This is a genomic window from Streptomyces malaysiensis subsp. malaysiensis, assembly GCF_040653035.1.
GTDB classification, from domain to species: domain Bacteria; phylum Actinomycetota; class Actinomycetes; order Streptomycetales; family Streptomycetaceae; genus Streptomyces; species Streptomyces malaysiensis.
Window position 1 is genome coordinate 513565 of record NZ_JBEZNG010000003.1, and the last position, 16045, is coordinate 529609.

The window sequence follows — 16045 nt, forward strand, 5'->3', positions numbered from 1 at the left end:
GTGACCCATGGCGCGCGAGTCGGAGTCGGGATTCCCCGTCGAGCCGGTGTACGGGCCCGGTGCGCTCAGCGGCTGGGATCCGGCCGGGCGGCTGGGCGAGCCGGGGGAGTACCCCTTCACCCGCGGGGTCTATCCGACGATGTACACCGGCCGCCCCTGGACGATGCGGCAGTACGCGGGGTTCGGCACCGCCGCCGAGTCCAACGCCCGCTACCGGCAGTTGATCGAGCACGGCACCACCGGACTGTCGGTGGCCTTCGACCTGCCGACCCAGATGGGCTACGACTCCGACGCGCCCCTCGCGCACGGCGAGGTCGGCAAGGTGGGCGTGGCGATCGACTCGCTCGAGGACATGCGGGTGCTGCTGGGCGGCCTGCCGCTGGACCAGGTCTCGACGTCCATGACCATCAACGCGCCCGCGGCCCTGCTGCTGCTCCTCTACCAACTCGTGGCCGAGGAACAGGGCGTGCCCGGGAGCAGGCTGACCGGCACCGTCCAGAACGACATCCTCAAGGAGTACATCGCCCGCGGCACCTATATCTTTCCGCCCGGCCCCTCGCTGCGGCTGGTCGCGGACATCTTCAAGTACTGCAAGGCAGAGCTGCCGAAGTGGAACACCATCTCGATCTCCGGCTACCACATGGCGGAGGCCGGGGCCTCGCCCGCGCAGGAGATCGCCTTCACCCTCGCCGACGGCATCGAGTACGTCCGTACGGCCGTCGCGGCGGGGATGGACATCGACGATTTCGCGCCCCGGCTCTCCTTCTTCTTCGTCTCCCGCACCACGCTGCTGGAAGAGGTCGCCAAGTTTCGCGCCGCGCGCCGGATCTGGGCGCGGGTGATGCGGGAGGACTTCGGCGCCCGCGATCCGAAGTCCCAGATGCTGCGCTTCCACACCCAGACCGCGGGGGTCCAACTCACCGCCCAGCAGCCCGAGGTGAACCTCGTACGCGTCGCCGTGCAGGGCCTGGCCGCCGTGTTCGGCGGCACCCAGTCGCTGCACACCAACGCCTTCGACGAGGCCATCGCCCTACCGACCGACACCTCCGCCCGGCTGGCACTGCGCACCCAGCAGGTGCTGGCCCATGAGACCGATGTGACGGCCACCGTGGACCCCTTCGCGGGCTCCTACGCCGTCGAGTCGCTCACCGATGCCGTCGAGGAGGCGGCCGTCGATCTGATGCGGCGGGTCGAGGACCTGGGCGGGGCCGTGGCCGCCATCGAGCGGAACTTCCAGAAGGAGGAGATCGAGCGCAACGCGTACCGGATCGCCCAGGAGACGGACGCCGGGGCGCGGGTGGTGGTGGGCCTCAACCGCTTCCAGCTGGCGGAGGAGGCGCCGTACGAGCCGTTGCGGGTGGATCCGGAGATCGAGGCCCGGCAGCGCGACCGCCTCGCCCGGCTGCGCGCCGAACGCGACCGGTCGGCGGTGGGCGCGGCGCTGTCCTCCCTGCGGAAGGCCGCCGAGAGCGAGCCGGGCACGGCCAATGTGCTGTACCCGATGAAGGACGCGCTCGCGGCGCGGGCCACGCTCGGTGAGGTCTGTGACGCGCTGCGGGAGGTATGGGGCGCGTACAAGCCGGTGGACGCCTTCTGAACGGCCCACCGGGCGGTGGGCGGTGGGCGGCGGGTCGTTGCTGGGCGCTGGGTCGCCGCCGGGTGCCGGGTGCTAGGCGTCAGGTCTCGGACGTCCGGACGCCCGAGGTCCGACGGTCGCCTGGCCGCTGCCGGGTGGACGGGCGTCGGCCCGGGGCCGTTGTCGGCGGGGTGGGTGACACTGGAGCCATGTCGTCGTCACCCCGCCGCGCCTGCCCGGTCTGCACCCGAGAGATCGCGGTCGTCGGCGGGCGCTTCGCCCGCCATGACCCGCCGGGGCGGCGCTCCGCGTATGAGCTGATCTCCTGCCCCGGCTCGCGGCGGATCGCGCCGCTCCTCACCACGCCGCCGAAGCTGTTCGGGGAGGAGGAACCACCGACGCAGGGACAGCAGGCGCTGTTCTAGGCCGCGCCCAGCGTGCTGGGGGATGGCTCAGCACGCCGGGACGCGCTGCCCGGGGGCGGGTGACGCCCCCAGCGGCCAGGTATGTACGGCGGGCCTTGACGCCTGCGGCGGGCTGTTCCCCTCCCCGCCCCTTCCCGAATCTGGGGCTCCGCCCCAGGCCCCTGGTATCGGGAAGATCCGCCCCTCGTCGCTGCGCGGCCCCGGCGCCCGAGTGCGCCAGGGCGCCGGGAGGTGCCCGACGGACCTTGACGGTTGCGGTGGGCTGTTTGCGTCTCCGTCGGTTTCCGCTACATCGATATGCGGCTTTGCCCTGGGGGTGGGGCCTCGCCCCTGGGCTTCGGGGTCTGGGGCGGAGCCCCAGTTTCGGGAAGGGGCGGGGAGGGGAACAGCCCCGCCGGGCACCCCCGCGCGCTACGCCCCGCCCAGCAGCCTGGAGGCGATCGTCACCCCCGGGCCGGAGCCCGTCAGCGCCTCCATGAGCTGATCGCCGGCGGCCTTCAGCGCGGTGTCGTCCGTCGGCCCCAGCGCGTCCAGCACGAACATCGCCCGAGTGGTGTCGTGGGTGAGCCGGGTCCGGGTGCACTGGCGCCAGTTCCAGCGGCGGCAGGTGACGCCCGCGCCGTCCCGCCACACCACCTCGCCGGGCGCCGGGTGCTCCACCACGGGCTCGCCCCCGGCCGTCGTCTCGAAGGTCTCGTCGCCCTCGGCGCGTACGAGCCGGGCCGCGCCCACGTAGTGGTCGAGGTCCTCGCCACCCAGCGGGATCACATGGCCGACCGAGATCGCGTTGTAGATGTCGGTCAGCCGGTCCACCCGGGGCAGCCCGGCGGACACCCGCCGCAGCAGTGCCTCCGCGCTGGGCCGGGTGCGCTGCGGCTTCGCCCCGAAGGCGCGGAACGCCTCCCGCCAGGCGGCCAGGTGGGGATGCTCCTCCACCGGCCCGTCCCCGAACCGCTCCCGCGCCGTCGACTCGGCGTCGGCCAGCAGCCGCTCGCTCAGCTCGTCGCTCGGCCCGGGGCGCAGCCCCTCAGCGGTGATGAGCAGCGCCCGGTAGTCGGGGCGCAGGGCGAGTACGGCGGGGTCGATGGCGGCGGATTCCAGCCAGCCGGCGGCGTCGAACGTCATGCGGTTCACTATGCCATACGGCGCGGTGCAGTGTGATGGACCAGGCGGCCGCTGTCGGCTAGATGAGCCCGAGCTGGGTGGTGAGCAGTGCGAGGACGAGGACGAGCCACCAGCCGATCAGCTGTTCCAGCAGCTGATCCTGGTCGTCGGAGGGGCCTCCGGTGCGGGAGTGGAGGCCGCTGCGGCGCGCCGCGATGTCGGTCATGCGGGTGTCCTCTGTGCTCAGCGATGATCGTGATGAAAGTGATGAAACGGGTCATCACCGTTGCCCAGGGTGCGCGGAGCAGCCATCTGAGGTAAAGGGGGAGTGGCCGAACTCACCCGAGGAGGTCCACGGTGACCAGCGTCATTCCCAAGGGTCTGGGCGAGCAGATCCGTGCCCTGGCCGGCGGCGAGGTGACCTCCCGCGCGCTGGTCGAGCAGGCGCTCGGCCGTATCGCCGAGACACAGCCCACGCTGAACGCCTTCCGCCGTATCCGCGCCGAGGCCGCCCTGCGCGAGGCCGCCGAGGCCGATCGCCGGCTGGCGGCCGGGGAGCGGCTGCCGCTGCTCGGGGTCCCGCTCGCGGTCAAGGACGATACGGATGTGGCGGGCGAGCCCACCGCGTTCGGCTGCCCCGGCGACTTTCCGGCCAAGGCCGAGGACGGTGAGGCGGTACGGCGGCTGAAGGCGGCCGGGGCCGTGATCGTCGGCAAGACCAACACCCCCGAGCTGGGGCAGTGGCCGTTCACCGAGGGCCCGGCCTTCGGCGACACCCGCAACCCCTGGAACCCGGGGTACACCCCCGGCGGCTCCTCCGGCGGCGCAGCGGCCGCCGTCGCCGCCGGTCTGGTCCCCGCCGCGCTCGGCTCCGACGGTGCGGGCTCGGTCCGTATCCCCGCCGCCTGGACGCATCTCGTCGGCATCAAGCCGCAGCGCGGCCGGATCTCCACCTGGCCGGATATCGAGGCGTTCAACGGCATCACCTGCAACGGCCCGCTGGCCCGTACGGTGGCCGACGCCGCGCTGCTGCTGCATGTCGCGACCGGCAACCATGAGGGGGAGCTGCACCGCCCGGAGCCGGTGGATGTGCTGTCGGCGGTGGGCCGCGACCCCGGGCGGCTGCGGATCGCCCTGTCGTTCAAGACGGCCTTCACGGGGACGTCGAAGAGGCTGGACCCGGTGGTGCGGGCCGCCATCGTCCGGCTCGCCGAACGGCTGGCGGCCCTCGGCCATGAGGTCGTGGAGGCCGAGCCGCGCTACGGGCTCGTGGGTTTCTCCTTCCTGCCGCGCGCCACGGCCGGGCTCACGGAGTGGTCCAGCCGCGTTCCCGACCCGCTGCTGCTCGATGTCCGCACCCGTGGTGCGGTCCGCAACGGCCGTCTGCTGGGTGGCGCCCCGCTGCGGTGGGCGCGGTCGTACGAGGGGCCGCTGCGGCGCCATGTCGGGGCGATCTTCCAGCGCTTCGACGTCGTCCTCTCCCCGACGACGGCCACGCCCCCGCTGCGGATCGGGGCCATGGCCGGTCTGTCGGGCTGGCGGACCGACCGGGCCATGATCGCGGCCTGCCCGTACGCCTGGCCGTGGAACGTACTGGGCTGGCCCGCGATGAACGTCCCCGCCGGGTTCGCCGACCCCGAGCACCGCACCCTTCCGCTCGGCGCCCAGTTCCTCGGCCCCGCCAACAGCGAGCCCGTACTCATCTCGCTGGCCGCTCAACTGGAGGCCGACCAGCGGTGGTACGAGCGGTGGCCCGCGCTTTAGCGGACGGGGGCGCGGTGCGCGGAGGGGCGTCGAACGTGGCCGGGCGCGGCGCCGTCTCGCGCCTTCGGCGCAGTTGAGTGGCGGGGCAGGGGGTGCCGGGGCGGGCTCGTGGCGTCGGCCGTCGGGCCGGTGAGGGTGAGGGGCGGTGGCGGCTTCCGTGGCCCGGGGGGCGAGGTCGGCGCCGGGCGGCCCGCGGTGGGGGGATATCCCCCATGCGGATCCTGGGGTGCGCCGGATCGTGCCGCGGCGGGGGCGAAATTAGCGTTCGGCCATGACTTTGACCCTGCGTAAGCACCTCGCCGTGGCGCTCGGTGTCGTTACGCTGCTCGCCGCCGAGGCGGCCATCGCCGTCGCCCAGCCCGCCGGTCCCTCCCCCGCGGAGCGGTTGCGCCAGGACACCGAGGCGATCCACGCGCTCGGCGTCAGCGGTGTGCAGGCCCGCGTGATCGCGCCTGACGGCCGGCAGTCGGTCGCCACCAGTGGCACCGCCGACCTGAACACCGGCCGCCCGGTCCCTGCCGACGGCTACTTCCGTATGGCCAGCACGTCCAAGACGATGGTCGCCACCGTGGTCCTCCAACTGGAGGCCGAGGGGACGCTGTCCCTGGACGACACCGTCGACCACTGGCTGCCGGGAGTGGTGCCGGGCGACGACGCCCCCCGGATCACCCTCCGCCAACTGCTCCAGCACAGGAGCGGCATCCACGACGACCTGCCCGGATACACCACGCCGGAGGAGTACTACCAGCAGCGCCACGACGTCTACAGCCCCGAACAGCTGGTTGCCCGCGCCATGGCCCAAGCGCCGGACTCCCGGCCCGGCTGGGAGTACTCCAACACCGGCTACATCCTGCTCGACATGATCATCCAGAAGGCCACCGGTCACCCCGCCCACCAGGAGATCGAAGACCGCATCCTGCGCCCGCTCGGCCTCGACCGGACGCGGTGGATGGGCACCTCACCCGCACTGCCCCAGCCGCACGCCCAGGCTTACCAGCTCTTCGGCCCCGGTTCCGAGGTGGATGTCACCGACCAGATACCGGTGGACTACGAGAACCTTTCATGGGTCACGACCACACAGGACGAGAACGACTTCTTCCGTGCGCTGCTCACGGGCCGCCTGCTACCGGCGCGGCAGCTGGCCGAGATGAAGCGGACCCTCCCGGTGAGCGAGGACCTCCAAAAGCTGTGGCCCGGCGGCCGGTACGGGCTCGGCCTGGTCGAACGCCCCCTGAAGTGCGGCGGAACCTACTGGAGCCACGAAGGCGGGGACGGTGGCTACATCACCCTCAACGGCGTCACCGACGACGGCAGGCGAAGCGCTGTGGTCTCCATGTCCGAGGCGCGCGGCGACAGCGAGGAGCACATCCTGGAACAGGAGAACGCGGCCAGCGCCCTGATCGACCACGCACTGTGCGCCGGGAGCCCCAACACCCCGTGAGCGGAGGCGCCGTCGGGGTACCCCCTCGAAATTGTTTGACGAATTAGTTGCGCCAGATCAAACGTTTTTCGAAGGGGGGTGCCGGGAGGGGCGAGGCCGGCCCCGCAAACCGCCAGGGCCCCGCCAGGTCGCGGCAGTCCGGCGGGGCCTGAGCCGCCGATCGGAGAACCGCCACCGGCGCCCACCCCCACTCACCCAGCGCCCGGCGGCGAGCCTCGAGCCCCCACCCGCTGACCCATGCTCACAACACGCCCACCCGGAACTGCCGCAGGGCGGAGGATCTCAGGGGGCCAGGATGTCCAGCTCCCGCAGCGCGCCCACGGTGATCTCCTTCGTATAGCGCTCCGCCGCCTCCGCGTCGCCCGCGCGGACCGCTTCGGCCACGCGGACGTGGAGGGTGACCGCCTCCGGGTCGGGGTCGCTGAACATCACGCGGTGCTGGGTGCGGCCGGTGAGGACCTCCGCGACGACATCGCCGAGGCGGGCGAACATCTCATTGCCCGAGGCGCGCAGGATCACCCGGTGGAAGGCGACGTCGTGGATCAGATACGCGGGCAACTGCTGGCCGCGTGAGGTGGCCACCATGTTGAGCGCGTGCTCGGTGAGCTCGGCGCACTGCTCCGGTGTGGCGTGCTCGGCGGCCAGCGCCGCCGCGGCGGGTTCGATGGCCGAGCGCAGGGCGGTGAGGGAGCGCAGCTGGCGGGGGCGGTCGGGACCGGCCAGGCGCCAGCGGATGACCTGCGGGTCGAAGACGTCCCACTCCTCGGTGGGGCGCACCGTCACCCCGACCCGGCGGCGGGACTCCACCAGGTGCATGGACTCCAGGACCCGCACCGCCTCCCGGACGACCGTGCGGGAGACGTCGTAGCGCCGCTCCAGCTCATCGGTGCGCAGCACGGTGCCGGGTGGATAGTCGCCCGCCGTGATCGCGGGGCCGAGGGATTCCAGGAGCCGGTCGTGGAGCCCCCGGGCCCTGGGCTTCTGACCACGGCCCTCGGGCCCCTGTTCGTCCATGCGCTCAGCCTACGCGGACACTCACCCATCAAATAAGTATGACTTTTAAGTCACGGACTCTTGAATACGTCGTATCTGTGGGGTTGAGTGTCCGGCGGCGCCGAGGTCGAAGAAGACAGCGAGGTTTCACGCATATGCACGCCCCCCAGGTCGTCGTGGTCATGGGAGTGTCCGGAACGGGCAAGACCACGATCGGCCCCCTGCTGGCGGAGGAGTTCGGCGTCCCGTACGCCGAGGCCGACGACTTCCACCCGCCGGCCAACATCGCCAAGATGTCGGCCGGGACCCCGCTGAACGACGACGACCGGCGCCCCTGGCTGGACGCCATCGGTGCCTGGGCCCATGACCACACCGAGGGCGGTGGAGTGGTGAGCTGCTCCGCGCTCAAGCGGATGTACCGCGATCGGCTGCGGTCCGCCGCGCCCGGCATCGTCTTCCTCCATCTGACCGGCGACCGCGATGTGATCGCCGAGCGGATGAAGGAGCGCAAGGGCCACTTCTTCTCCGGGGATCTGCTCGACTCACAGCTCGCCACGCTCGAACCGCTCCAGCCGGACGAGTACGGGGTCGCCGTGGACATCGCCCCGGAACCCGAGGTCATCACCGAGCGGGCCGCCGCCGAACTGCGGCGGCTCGAACACCAGTAACGCACGTTAGGAACCCGCCGTGACCAGACTCAGCGTCGAGATGCTGGCAGCGGACACCGTCGACCCGATCACGTCGGCCGGTCACGCACAGCTGGGCATAGCCGTTCTCGTCGGCATAGCCGTCCTCGTCCTCCTCATCACCAAGACCAAGCTGCACGCGTTCCTGTCGCTGACGATCGGCTCACTGGCGCTCGGCGCCGTCGCGGGAGCCCCGCTCGACAAGGTCATCACCAGCTTCTCGGCCGGCCTCGGCACAACCGTCGCGGGCGTCGGTGTGCTGATCGCCCTCGGCGCGATCCTCGGCAAGCTGCTCGCCGACTCCGGCGGCGCCGACCAGATCGTGGACACGATCCTCGCCAGGGCGAACAACCGGACCATGCCCTGGGCCATGGTGCTGATCGCGGGCATCATCGGACTGCCGCTCTTCTTCGAGGTCGGCATGGTGCTGATGATCCCGGTGGTGCTGCTGGTCGCCAAGCGCGGCAACTTCTCCCTGATGCGGATCGGCATCCCGGCGCTCGCGGGGCTGTCCGTGATGCACGGCCTGGTGCCGCCGCATCCCGGCCCGCTGGCCGCGATCGACGCGGTCCACGCCGACCTGGGGATCACCCTGGCGCTCGGCGTCCTCATCGCCATCCCCACCGCGATCATCGCGGGCCCGGTCTTCTCGCGCGTCGCCGACCGCTGGGTGAGCGTCACCCCGCCGGACCGGCTGATCCCCACCCGCCCCTCGGAGGAGCTGGAGCGGCGCCCCGGGTTCGGTGTCACTGTGCTCACCGTGCTGCTCCCGGTCGTGCTGATGCTCATCAAGGCGCTGGTCGACATCGTGGTGGACGACCCGGAGAACGGTGTCCAGCGCGTCGCCGACGTCATCGGCAACCCCCTGATCGCCCTGCTGGCGGCGGCGATCGTGGGCATGTTCACCCTGGGCCGGGCGGCGGGCTTCACCCGGGACCGGATCTCCTCCACCGTTGAGCACTCGCTCGCCCCGATCGCCGGAATGCTGCTGATCGTCGCCGCGGGCGGCGGCTTCAAGCAGACCCTCATCGACATCGGCGTCGGCAAGATGATCATGGACATCTCGGAGGACTGGAACGTCTCCGCGCTGCTGCTCGCCTGGCTGATCGCGGTCGCCATCCGCCTCGCGACCGGCTCGGCCACGGTGGCCACGATCTCGGCCGCCGGGCTGATGACCCCGCTCGCCGCCGATATGTCCAGCACCCATGTGGCGCTGCTGGTGCTGTCCATCGGCGCCGGGTCGCTCTTCTTCAGCCATGTCAACGACGCGGGATTCTGGCTGGTCAAGGAGTACTTCGGCATGAGCGTGGGGCAGACCGTGCGGACCTGGTCGGTGATGGAGACGATCATCTCCGTCGTCGGACTCGGCTTCGTCCTGCTGCTGTCATTGGTGATCTAGACACTGGCGATCTAGGCACTGGCGAGCTGAGAACCGGAGAGGTACGTACGCCATGACGACACATCCGCTCTTCGACATCGCGGGCCGCACCGCGCTGGTCACCGGCTCCAGCCGGGGCATCGGCCACGCCCTCGCACGGGGGCTCGTGGAGGCCGGCTGCACGGTGGTGCTCAACGGGCGCGATCCGCGAGGACTCGAGGAGGCCGCGAAGGCCGCCACCGAACTCGCGGGCGCCGGCGCGGAGGTGCACACCGCCGCGTTCGACGTCACCGACGGCCCGGCCGTCGCCGCCGGTATCGCCGATGTCGAGGAGCGGGTGGGCCCGCTCGACATCCTGGTCAACAACGCCGGGATGCAGAACCGGGCGCCGCTGCTGGAGTTCACCGACGACGCCTGGCGGCAGATCCTGGACACCAACCTCACCAGCGCCTTCCTGGTGGGCCGGGAGGCTGCCCGGCGGATGACCGCCCGTGGCCATGGCAAGATCGTCAACATCTGCTCGCTCCAGAGCGAAGTGGTCCGCCCCGGAATCGCCCCCTACGCGGCGACCAAGGGCGCGCTGAAGATGCTCACCAAGGGCATGTGCGCGGACTGGGGCCGGTACGGAATCCAGGTCAACGGGCTCGGCCCCGGCTATATCGAGACCGAGCTGACCCGGCCGCTGGTCGAGGACGAGGAGTTCAGCGCCTGGGTGAAGGGCCGGACCCCGGCCGGGCGCTGGGGCCGCACCGAGGATCTGGTCGGCGCGCTGCTCTATCTCGCCTCCCCCGCCGCGGACTTCGTGAGCGGACAGATCCTGTACGTCGACGGTGGCATGACGAGCGTGCTATGAGCCCTGACGGGCGCTGAACCACGGAAAACCAGGTGAGCTTGAGGAGGCTGGGCGGATGGTGCTGGGCTGTGTGATCCACGGACAGGATGATCTGCGGGTCGAGGAACTCCCCGAACCGGAACCGGCACCGGGCCAGGCGCTCGTGGCGATCCGGTACGGCGGGATCTGCGGATCCGATCTCCACTACCACCGCCACGGCGGGGTGGGCGACTTCCGGCTCCAGGAGCCGATGGTGCTCGGCCACGAGGTCGTCGGCACGGTCGTGGCGTACGACGAGGGCGCGACCGGGCCCGCGGTCGGCACCCCGGTCGCCGTCCACCCGGCCACGCCGTGCGGGGTGTGCCCCGAATGCGCCGACGGCCGCGCCAACGTCTGCCGTGACACCCGATACCTGGGCAGCGCCGCGCGCTTCCCCCATGTCCAGGGCGGTTTCGCGTCCCGGATCGCCGTTCCGGCGGGGCAGTTGCGCGCACTGCCCGAAGGGCTGGAGCCGCGCCGGGCCGCGCTCGCCGAACCGCTGGCCGTGGCACTGCACGCGGTGCGGCGCGCGGGCGATCTCACGGGCCGTCAGGTGCTGGTCACCGGCGCCGGTCCGATCGGCTGCCTGACCGTCGCGGCGGCCCGCGCGGCGGGCGCGGCGGCCATCACCGCGACCGATCTGCTGCCCCGCGCCCTGGAGTTCGCGGCGGCGGCCGGGGCCACGGCGTGCGTACGGGCCGACGATCCGGACGACCCCAACTGGCCCTCGGACGAGGTGGACGTCGCGATCGAGGCATCGGGCGTGGCCGCCGGGCTCGACACCTGTCTGCGCCGGGTGCGGCGCGGGGGAGTGGTCGTCCAGCTCGGCATGCTGCCGCCGGGGCAGAGCCCGTTCGCCGGGAATGTGCTGGTCAGTCGGGAGATCGAACTACGCGGGGCGCTGCGCTTCCACACCGAGTTCGACGACGCCCTGCGACTGCTGGCGGCCGAGCCGTCCTTCGACGCGCTGATCAGCGGGGTACGGCCGGTGCGGGAGGCGGCACGGGCATTCACCCAGGCCGCGGACCGCAGCCAGTCATGCAAGGTGCTGCTGGACTTCGACTAAGCGGATCGGCGGAAGCCGGCTGCGGTTCGGTGGCGCCCCGAAGGGGCGCGGGGCCGTGTCGATGTGCGGCTCCGCCGCGCGGGCGCGACCAGCCACGACGGCGCCGCAGACGATCGACGGCAGGTCGGGGCACTTCCAGCTAAGCGCTTAGGCCCCGCCGGGCTTGCGCCAGGCCCTGCCGGGTTTGGGCTGGGTCCTGCGGGGTTTGGGTGAGGTCTTGCCGGGCTTGGGCAAGGCCCCGCCGGGCTTCGGGGCCGGGCTTCGGCCGGGGTCCCGACCGGCCGCGCGCCGGGGCACCGCCCACCCCGGCTAGGGGGATCCCTAATTGTGACGTCCGGTGTCATGGCAGGTCTGAACCAGCCATGGCACCCTACCGGCGACAAAGCGTCAGACAACGTTGTCCGACGCTCTCGGGCACCTCCAACGGACTTGGAGCCGACCGCATGAGACGTGTCGCCACCTTATTCAGCGCCCTCACCCTCGCCACCCTCGGCTGGACCGCCGGAACCACCGCCCACGCCGCCCCCGCCCCGTCCCCGTCCCCCTCAGTTCGGGGAGCCGCCGGAACCTCCGTCTCCACCGAGGAGCAGCGCGCCGCAGTCCGCTTCTGGACGACGGAACGGCTGCGCGCCGCCCAGGACGTCACGACCCTGCCCGCCGCCCGCACCGCGAAGTTGGCGGGCGCCGCGCCCACCACGGGCGAGCGCGTGGCCGTGCCCCCGCTCCCGGGCCCCGCCGCCCCCGCCTCCGGGCCCTCGACCCGCGCCACGTCCCCCACCGCGTGGACCGGCGGCGGTCTGATCAGCACCACGGCGGGCAAGGTCTTCTTCCAGAACGCCTCCGGCGGCACCTTCGCCTGCTCCGCCACCGTCGCCAACAGCGACAACCGGTCCGTCGTGCTCACCGCGGGCCACTGCACCGTGGACGCGGCCACCGGCACCGGCTACCGCAACTGGGTCTTCATACCGGGCTACAACAACGGCAACCGCCCCTACGGCACCTTCTCCGCCCGCGGCCTCTTCTGGGACTCCCAATACGTCTCCACGCGGGGCAACGCCAATTGGGACTACGCCTTCGCCGTCATGAACACCCTGAACGGCCGCACTCTGGCCGACACCGTGGGCGCACAGGGCATCGCCTTCAACTCGCAGACCGGCCGCCATGTCCACTCTTTCGGCTACGGAGGCTCCGCGGCCGAGGGCAACGGCGAGCGGCTCAACCACTGCGAGGGCAATGAGTTCGCCGACGCGGGCCGCCCCGGCTCCACGATGTGGGGCATCGACTGCGTCCAGACCGGAGGGTCGAGCGGCGGCGGCTTCCTCGCCGACTTCTCGGGCGGCGGGGGCTATCTGATCGGCAACATCAGCGTCAGCGCGGGTGCGAACGAATACCACCCGACCCTCGGCAACGAGGCCCTCGGCCTCTACCGCCAGGCGGGCGCCGCATAGGTCGGACCCCGCCCAGGCGGACCCCCAACCGGCCCGCCACCCCTCGCACGGGCCCCGCCGCCTCCCGTCCCCGACCAGGAGGGAGAGGGCGGGGCCTTCGCGCCTGGGCCTTGCGCCTGGGCAGCGCGCCATGGCTCCCGCGCCTGGGCAGCGTGCCGGAGCCATCGCGCCGAGGTATCGCAGGGCCCCGTGCCGAGGCATCGCGCCATTGCCCCCCCGCGTCGGGCCCCGCGCCGCAGGCCGCCCCGCGCCCCGGCGCACAATGTGCCCATGACGAGGAGCGACGAGGCACTGCCACCGGACGCCGCCACCGCCCACGCCTGGACCGCCCTCGGCGGCGATCCGGCGCTGCTGGAGCGGGTGACGTACCGCGCGGTGAGCGGGGGACTGCCTGCCCGGCTGCCCGTGGCCGAGCTGGCCCGCGCCACGGTGGGCGTGTGCTCGCTGGCCGCCGCCGAACTGGGCGCGCGGCGCTCCGGTGGGGCCGTTCCGGCGGTACGGGTCGACGAGGGCGCCGTCGCCACGGCGTTCATCAGCGAACGGCACCTCCGCATCGACGGTCGTCGGCCCACCAACTTCGCCCCGCTGTCCGGCTTCTGGCGCGCCGCCGACGGCTGGGTCCGTACGCACGCCAACTACCCGCACCATCGCACCCGGCTGCTCACCGCTCTCGGCCTGCCCGCCCACAGCGGGCCGGACGAGCTCGCGGCGGCGCTCGCGGAGCGTCCCGCCCATGCGATCCAGGAGACCGTCTATGCGGCGGGCGGGCTGGCCGTGGCCGTGGCGGAGCCGGGTGAGAGCGAGATCCCGCTGGCCGGACTGCCGTTGGCCGAGTGCCAGCGGATCGGCGAGGGCGCCCCGCGCCCGCTCCCGGAGCCGCCCCTGCCCACGAGGGGCGTGCCGTCCCCGAGCGGCGTGCTGCCCGCGAGTGGCGTGCGCGTGCTCGATCTGACCAGGGTCATCGCAGGACCGGTGGCCACCCGCACGCTGGCCCTGCTCGGCGCCGACGTACTCCGCGTCGACTCCCCCCGGCTGCCCGAGGACCCTGACGCACACGCCGACACCGGCTTCGGTAAGCGCTCCAGCGCACTCGACCTCGCCGCGCCCGAGGATCGCCGGACCTTCGAGGCGCTGCTCGCCGACGCCGATGTGGTGGTCACCGGCTACCGCCCCGGTGCCCTCGACCGCTACGGCCTCGGCGCCGATGCCCTGCTGGAGCGCCGCCCCGGGCTGATCGTGGCTCAGCTGTGCGCATGGGGCTGGTCCGGGCCCTGGGCCGACCGGCGCGGTTTCGACAGCCTGGTGCAGGCGGCGACCGGGATCGCCGCGATCGAGGCGAAGGACGATGGCGACGGCCACCCCGGTGTGCTGCCCGCCCAGGCCCTCGACCACGGCACCGGCTATCTGCTGGCGGCGGCGGTGCTGAGAGCGCTGACCGAGCGCCAGGACATCGGCGGCGGGCACCATCTGCGGCTCTCCCTCGCGGGCACCGCGTCCTGGCTGACGCGCGGCATCGCCCCCGCCACCTCGGTGGGCGGCCCCGCCCATGACCCGGCGCTCTGGCTGGCCGAGACCGCCTCCGACCTGGGTGCGCTGCGCCACGCCCGCTCGCCGATCGCTTCCCCGGACGGCCCGCTGGACTGGGCCCGCCCACCCGGCCGCCTGGGTGCCGACGCCCCGCGCTGGCTCTGACCCCCGGACGGGCCTTACGAGGCGTCCGGCGGATCTTTCCCCTACCCGCCCCTTCCCGCAACTGGGGCTCCGCCCCCGGCCCCGCTCCTCAAACGCCGGAGGGGCTGGATTGGCTCCCCGCTCCTGGGCCCCGGGGATTGATGAGCCGACCGTCGCGCCGTGAGCGCCCGCACCGGCGGGTTGGTCGTGGTCGGCGTGCTGGCGCGGTGGGTGGTCGTGCGGGCCCTGGTGGCCTGGTCGGTCCCCGGGGTGGAGCCTTGGGTTCGTCCCGCTCCTGGGCTCCGGGGTCGACGCGAGCCGACTGTCGTGCCGTGAGGGTCTGCGCTGGGGGGCGTGCTGGCGCGGTGGGTGGTCGTGCGGGCCCTGGTGGCCTGGTCGGATCCCGGGGTGGAGCCCCGGGTCCGCCTCGTCCCCGGACCCCGGGGGGCGACGAGCCGACCGTCGTCCGCTATCAGCCCACCGGCCGGGACGTCGGGGTCTGGGGCGGAGCCCCAGTTGTGGGAAGGGGCGGGTAGGGGAACAGCCCGCCGCAGGCGTCAAGGCCCGCCGGACCCCCTGAACGCCCGCCGGGGCAAATTCGGTTGCCGCCAAGCCCTCCCCTGCCGCGTAGTGGTGTCCGACACGACTCAGGAGGGTGCCCATGAGCGCGAGCACGATGCACGCCGACGAACAGCCCATCGACGTGGCTCTCGTACGGCGGCTGCTCGCCGCGCAGTTCCCCCGGTGGGCCGAGCTGCCCATCGAACGGTTCGCCTCGTCGGGCACCGTCAACGCCCTGTTCCGGCTCGGCGACGACCTCGCCGTACGGCTGCCGAGGATCGCGGGCGGCGCCGGGGGCGTGGAGCGGGAGCACCACTGGCTGCCCCGGCTCGCCCCCGCGCTGCCGGTCCCCATCCCCGCGGTGCTCGGCGAGGGCGCCCCGGGCGACGGCTTCCCCTGGCCGTGGACGGTGCACCGCTGGCTCGACGGGGAGAACCCGCGGGAGGGGCGGGTCGCCCGGCCGGGACGGCTCGCCGCCGATCTCGTGGAGTTCATCGTCGCGCTGCGCGGGATCGAGCCCGCGGACGGTCCGCCCGCGTACCGGGGCGGACCGCTGCGGGAGGTCGACGAGGAGACCCGTACCGCGCTCGGCCGGTTGCGCGGGACGATCGACACCGAGGCGGCGACCACCGCATGGGAGCGGGCGCTGGCGGCGCCCGGCTGGGACGGGCCGCCGGTGTGGGCGCACTCCGATCTGATGCCGGGCAATCTGCTGGTCGCGGACGGTCGGCTGAGCGCGGTCATCGACTTCGGGACCGCCGGGGTGGGCGACCCCGCCTGTGATCTGATCCCGGCCTGGAATCTGCTCCCGGCGCCGGTCCGCAAGGACTTCCGCACCGCGCTCGGCGTGGACGACGCCACCTGGGCCCGGGGCCGCGGCTGGGCCCTGAGCATGGCGCTCATCCAGCTTCCGTACTACCGCGAGACGAACCCGTCGATGGCGGCCAACGCACGCCATGTCATCGATCAGGTGCTGGCGCCGTCGTGACGAGCAGGGCTCCCCTCGCCGTGGAACAGCCGTGGAACGGGCGAGGGGAGCCCGGGGAGGACGTGCGCCCGGT

14 protein-coding genes are annotated in these 16045 nt (G+C 72.8%); 11 read left to right on the forward strand and 3 right to left on the reverse strand.

All coding sequences use genetic code 11. The annotated features are described in order from the left end of the window. Positions 1–7: 7 nt before the first annotated feature. Both AB0E24_RS09310 and AB0E24_RS09315 read left to right on the forward strand, forming a co-directional pair. The gene (locus AB0E24_RS09310) at positions 8–1597 is read left to right on the forward strand and encodes an acyl-CoA mutase large subunit family protein (RefSeq protein WP_359375737.1); all 1590 of its coding nucleotides are present in this window, start codon (positions 8–10) and stop codon (positions 1595–1597) included. A 188-nt stretch (positions 1598–1785) separates the two neighbouring features. Continuing rightward, a complete protein-coding gene (locus tag AB0E24_RS09315; protein WP_069870366.1) occupies positions 1786–2001 on the forward strand; it encodes a hypothetical protein in 216 nt (71 codons plus the stop codon). Between the two features lie 411 nt (positions 2002–2412). On the opposite strand, the gene AB0E24_RS09320 is transcribed toward AB0E24_RS09315, so the two are convergent. Together AB0E24_RS09320 and AB0E24_RS09325 are read right to left on the reverse strand one after the other, a co-directional pair. After that, positions 2413–3126 (reverse strand): B3/B4 domain-containing protein, encoded by a 714-nt coding sequence (locus AB0E24_RS09320; RefSeq protein ID WP_359375740.1) that lies wholly within the window; start codon positions 3124–3126, stop codon positions 2413–2415. 58 nt (positions 3127–3184) lie between these two features. After that, positions 3185–3331 carry an SCO1431 family membrane protein gene (locus tag AB0E24_RS09325; protein WP_107474670.1) on the reverse strand — a complete coding sequence of 49 codons (147 nt, stop codon included), beginning with the start codon at positions 3329–3331 and terminating at the stop codon, positions 3185–3187. 131 nt (positions 3332–3462) lie between these two features. Here AB0E24_RS09325 and AB0E24_RS09330 point away from each other — a divergent pair, with 131 nt between their 5' ends. Together AB0E24_RS09330 and AB0E24_RS09335 are read left to right on the forward strand one after the other, a co-directional pair. After that, entirely contained in the window at positions 3463–4869 is a 1407-nt protein-coding gene (locus AB0E24_RS09330) for an amidase (RefSeq protein WP_347235608.1), read from the forward strand. Between the two features lie 271 nt (positions 4870–5140). Beyond that, the gene (locus AB0E24_RS09335) at positions 5141–6310 is read left to right on the forward strand and encodes a serine hydrolase domain-containing protein (protein WP_283886402.1); all 1170 of its coding nucleotides are present in this window, start codon (positions 5141–5143) and stop codon (positions 6308–6310) included. Positions 6311–6592: 282 nt separating this feature from the next. Here the strand turns inward: AB0E24_RS09335 and AB0E24_RS09340 are convergent, their stop codons facing one another. Beyond that, positions 6593–7324, reverse strand: coding sequence for a FadR/GntR family transcriptional regulator (locus AB0E24_RS09340; RefSeq protein ID WP_069870352.1), 732 nt, complete (start codon positions 7322–7324; stop codon positions 6593–6595). Between the two features lie 134 nt (positions 7325–7458). Here AB0E24_RS09340 and AB0E24_RS09345 point away from each other — a divergent pair, with 134 nt between their 5' ends. The 7 genes from AB0E24_RS09345 to AB0E24_RS09375 all read left to right on the forward strand — a co-directional run bounded on the left by AB0E24_RS09345 (position 7459) and on the right by AB0E24_RS09375 (position 15972). Continuing rightward, on the forward strand, positions 7459–7971 hold the full coding sequence (locus AB0E24_RS09345; RefSeq protein WP_069870350.1) for a gluconokinase: 513 nt from the start codon (positions 7459–7461) through the stop codon (positions 7969–7971). Positions 7972–7990: 19 nt separating this feature from the next. Then, the gene (locus AB0E24_RS09350; RefSeq protein ID WP_079257957.1) at positions 7991–9388 is read left to right on the forward strand and encodes a GntT/GntP/DsdX family permease; all 1398 of its coding nucleotides are present in this window, start codon (positions 7991–7993) and stop codon (positions 9386–9388) included. A 52-nt stretch (positions 9389–9440) separates the two neighbouring features. Further along, positions 9441–10220: an SDR family oxidoreductase gene (locus AB0E24_RS09355; protein ID WP_359375744.1), complete on the forward strand. Its 780-nt coding sequence runs from the start codon at positions 9441–9443 to the stop codon at positions 10218–10220. Between the two features lie 55 nt (positions 10221–10275). Next, positions 10276–11304, forward strand: coding sequence for an L-idonate 5-dehydrogenase (locus AB0E24_RS09360; protein ID WP_359375746.1), 1029 nt, complete (start codon positions 10276–10278; stop codon positions 11302–11304). A 443-nt stretch (positions 11305–11747) separates the two neighbouring features. Next, entirely contained in the window at positions 11748–12752 is a 1005-nt protein-coding gene (locus AB0E24_RS09365) for a trypsin-like serine peptidase (RefSeq protein WP_099014040.1), read from the forward strand. Between the two features lie 270 nt (positions 12753–13022). Then, positions 13023–14444: a CoA transferase gene (locus tag AB0E24_RS09370; protein WP_359375749.1), complete on the forward strand. Its 1422-nt coding sequence runs from the start codon at positions 13023–13025 to the stop codon at positions 14442–14444. A 640-nt stretch (positions 14445–15084) separates the two neighbouring features. Further along, on the forward strand, positions 15085–15972 hold the full coding sequence (locus AB0E24_RS09375) for an aminoglycoside phosphotransferase family protein (protein ID WP_359375751.1): 888 nt from the start codon (positions 15085–15087) through the stop codon (positions 15970–15972). The last annotated feature ends 73 nt before the right edge of the window (positions 15973–16045 follow it).

Excerpts from the sequence above, each read along its gene's own strand:
- AB0E24_RS09315 (WP_069870366.1), top strand. The coding sequence starts at position 1,786 with ATGTCGTCGTCACCCCGCCGCGCCTGCCCGGTCTGCACCCGAGAGATC.
- AB0E24_RS09375 (WP_359375751.1), top strand. The coding sequence starts at position 15,085 with ATGAGCGCGAGCACGATGCACGCCGACGAACAGCCCATCGACGTGGCT.
- AB0E24_RS09340 (WP_069870352.1), bottom strand. The coding sequence starts at position 7,324 with ATGGACGAACAGGGGCCCGAGGGCCGTGGTCAGAAGCCCAGGGCCCGG.
- AB0E24_RS09310 (WP_359375737.1), top strand. The coding sequence starts at position 8 with ATGGCGCGCGAGTCGGAGTCGGGATTCCCCGTCGAGCCGGTGTACGGG.
- AB0E24_RS09335 (WP_283886402.1), top strand. The coding sequence starts at position 5,141 with ATGACTTTGACCCTGCGTAAGCACCTCGCCGTGGCGCTCGGTGTCGTT.
- AB0E24_RS09325 (WP_107474670.1), bottom strand. The coding sequence starts at position 3,331 with ATGACCGACATCGCGGCGCGCCGCAGCGGCCTCCACTCCCGCACCGGA.
- AB0E24_RS09360 (WP_359375746.1), top strand. The coding sequence starts at position 10,276 with ATGGTGCTGGGCTGTGTGATCCACGGACAGGATGATCTGCGGGTCGAG.
- AB0E24_RS09355 (WP_359375744.1), top strand. The coding sequence starts at position 9,441 with ATGACGACACATCCGCTCTTCGACATCGCGGGCCGCACCGCGCTGGTC.
- AB0E24_RS09320 (WP_359375740.1), bottom strand. The coding sequence starts at position 3,126 with ATGACGTTCGACGCCGCCGGCTGGCTGGAATCCGCCGCCATCGACCCC.
- AB0E24_RS09370 (WP_359375749.1), top strand. The coding sequence starts at position 13,023 with ATGACGAGGAGCGACGAGGCACTGCCACCGGACGCCGCCACCGCCCAC.
- AB0E24_RS09365 (WP_099014040.1), top strand. The coding sequence starts at position 11,748 with ATGAGACGTGTCGCCACCTTATTCAGCGCCCTCACCCTCGCCACCCTC.
- AB0E24_RS09345 (WP_069870350.1), top strand. The coding sequence starts at position 7,459 with ATGCACGCCCCCCAGGTCGTCGTGGTCATGGGAGTGTCCGGAACGGGC.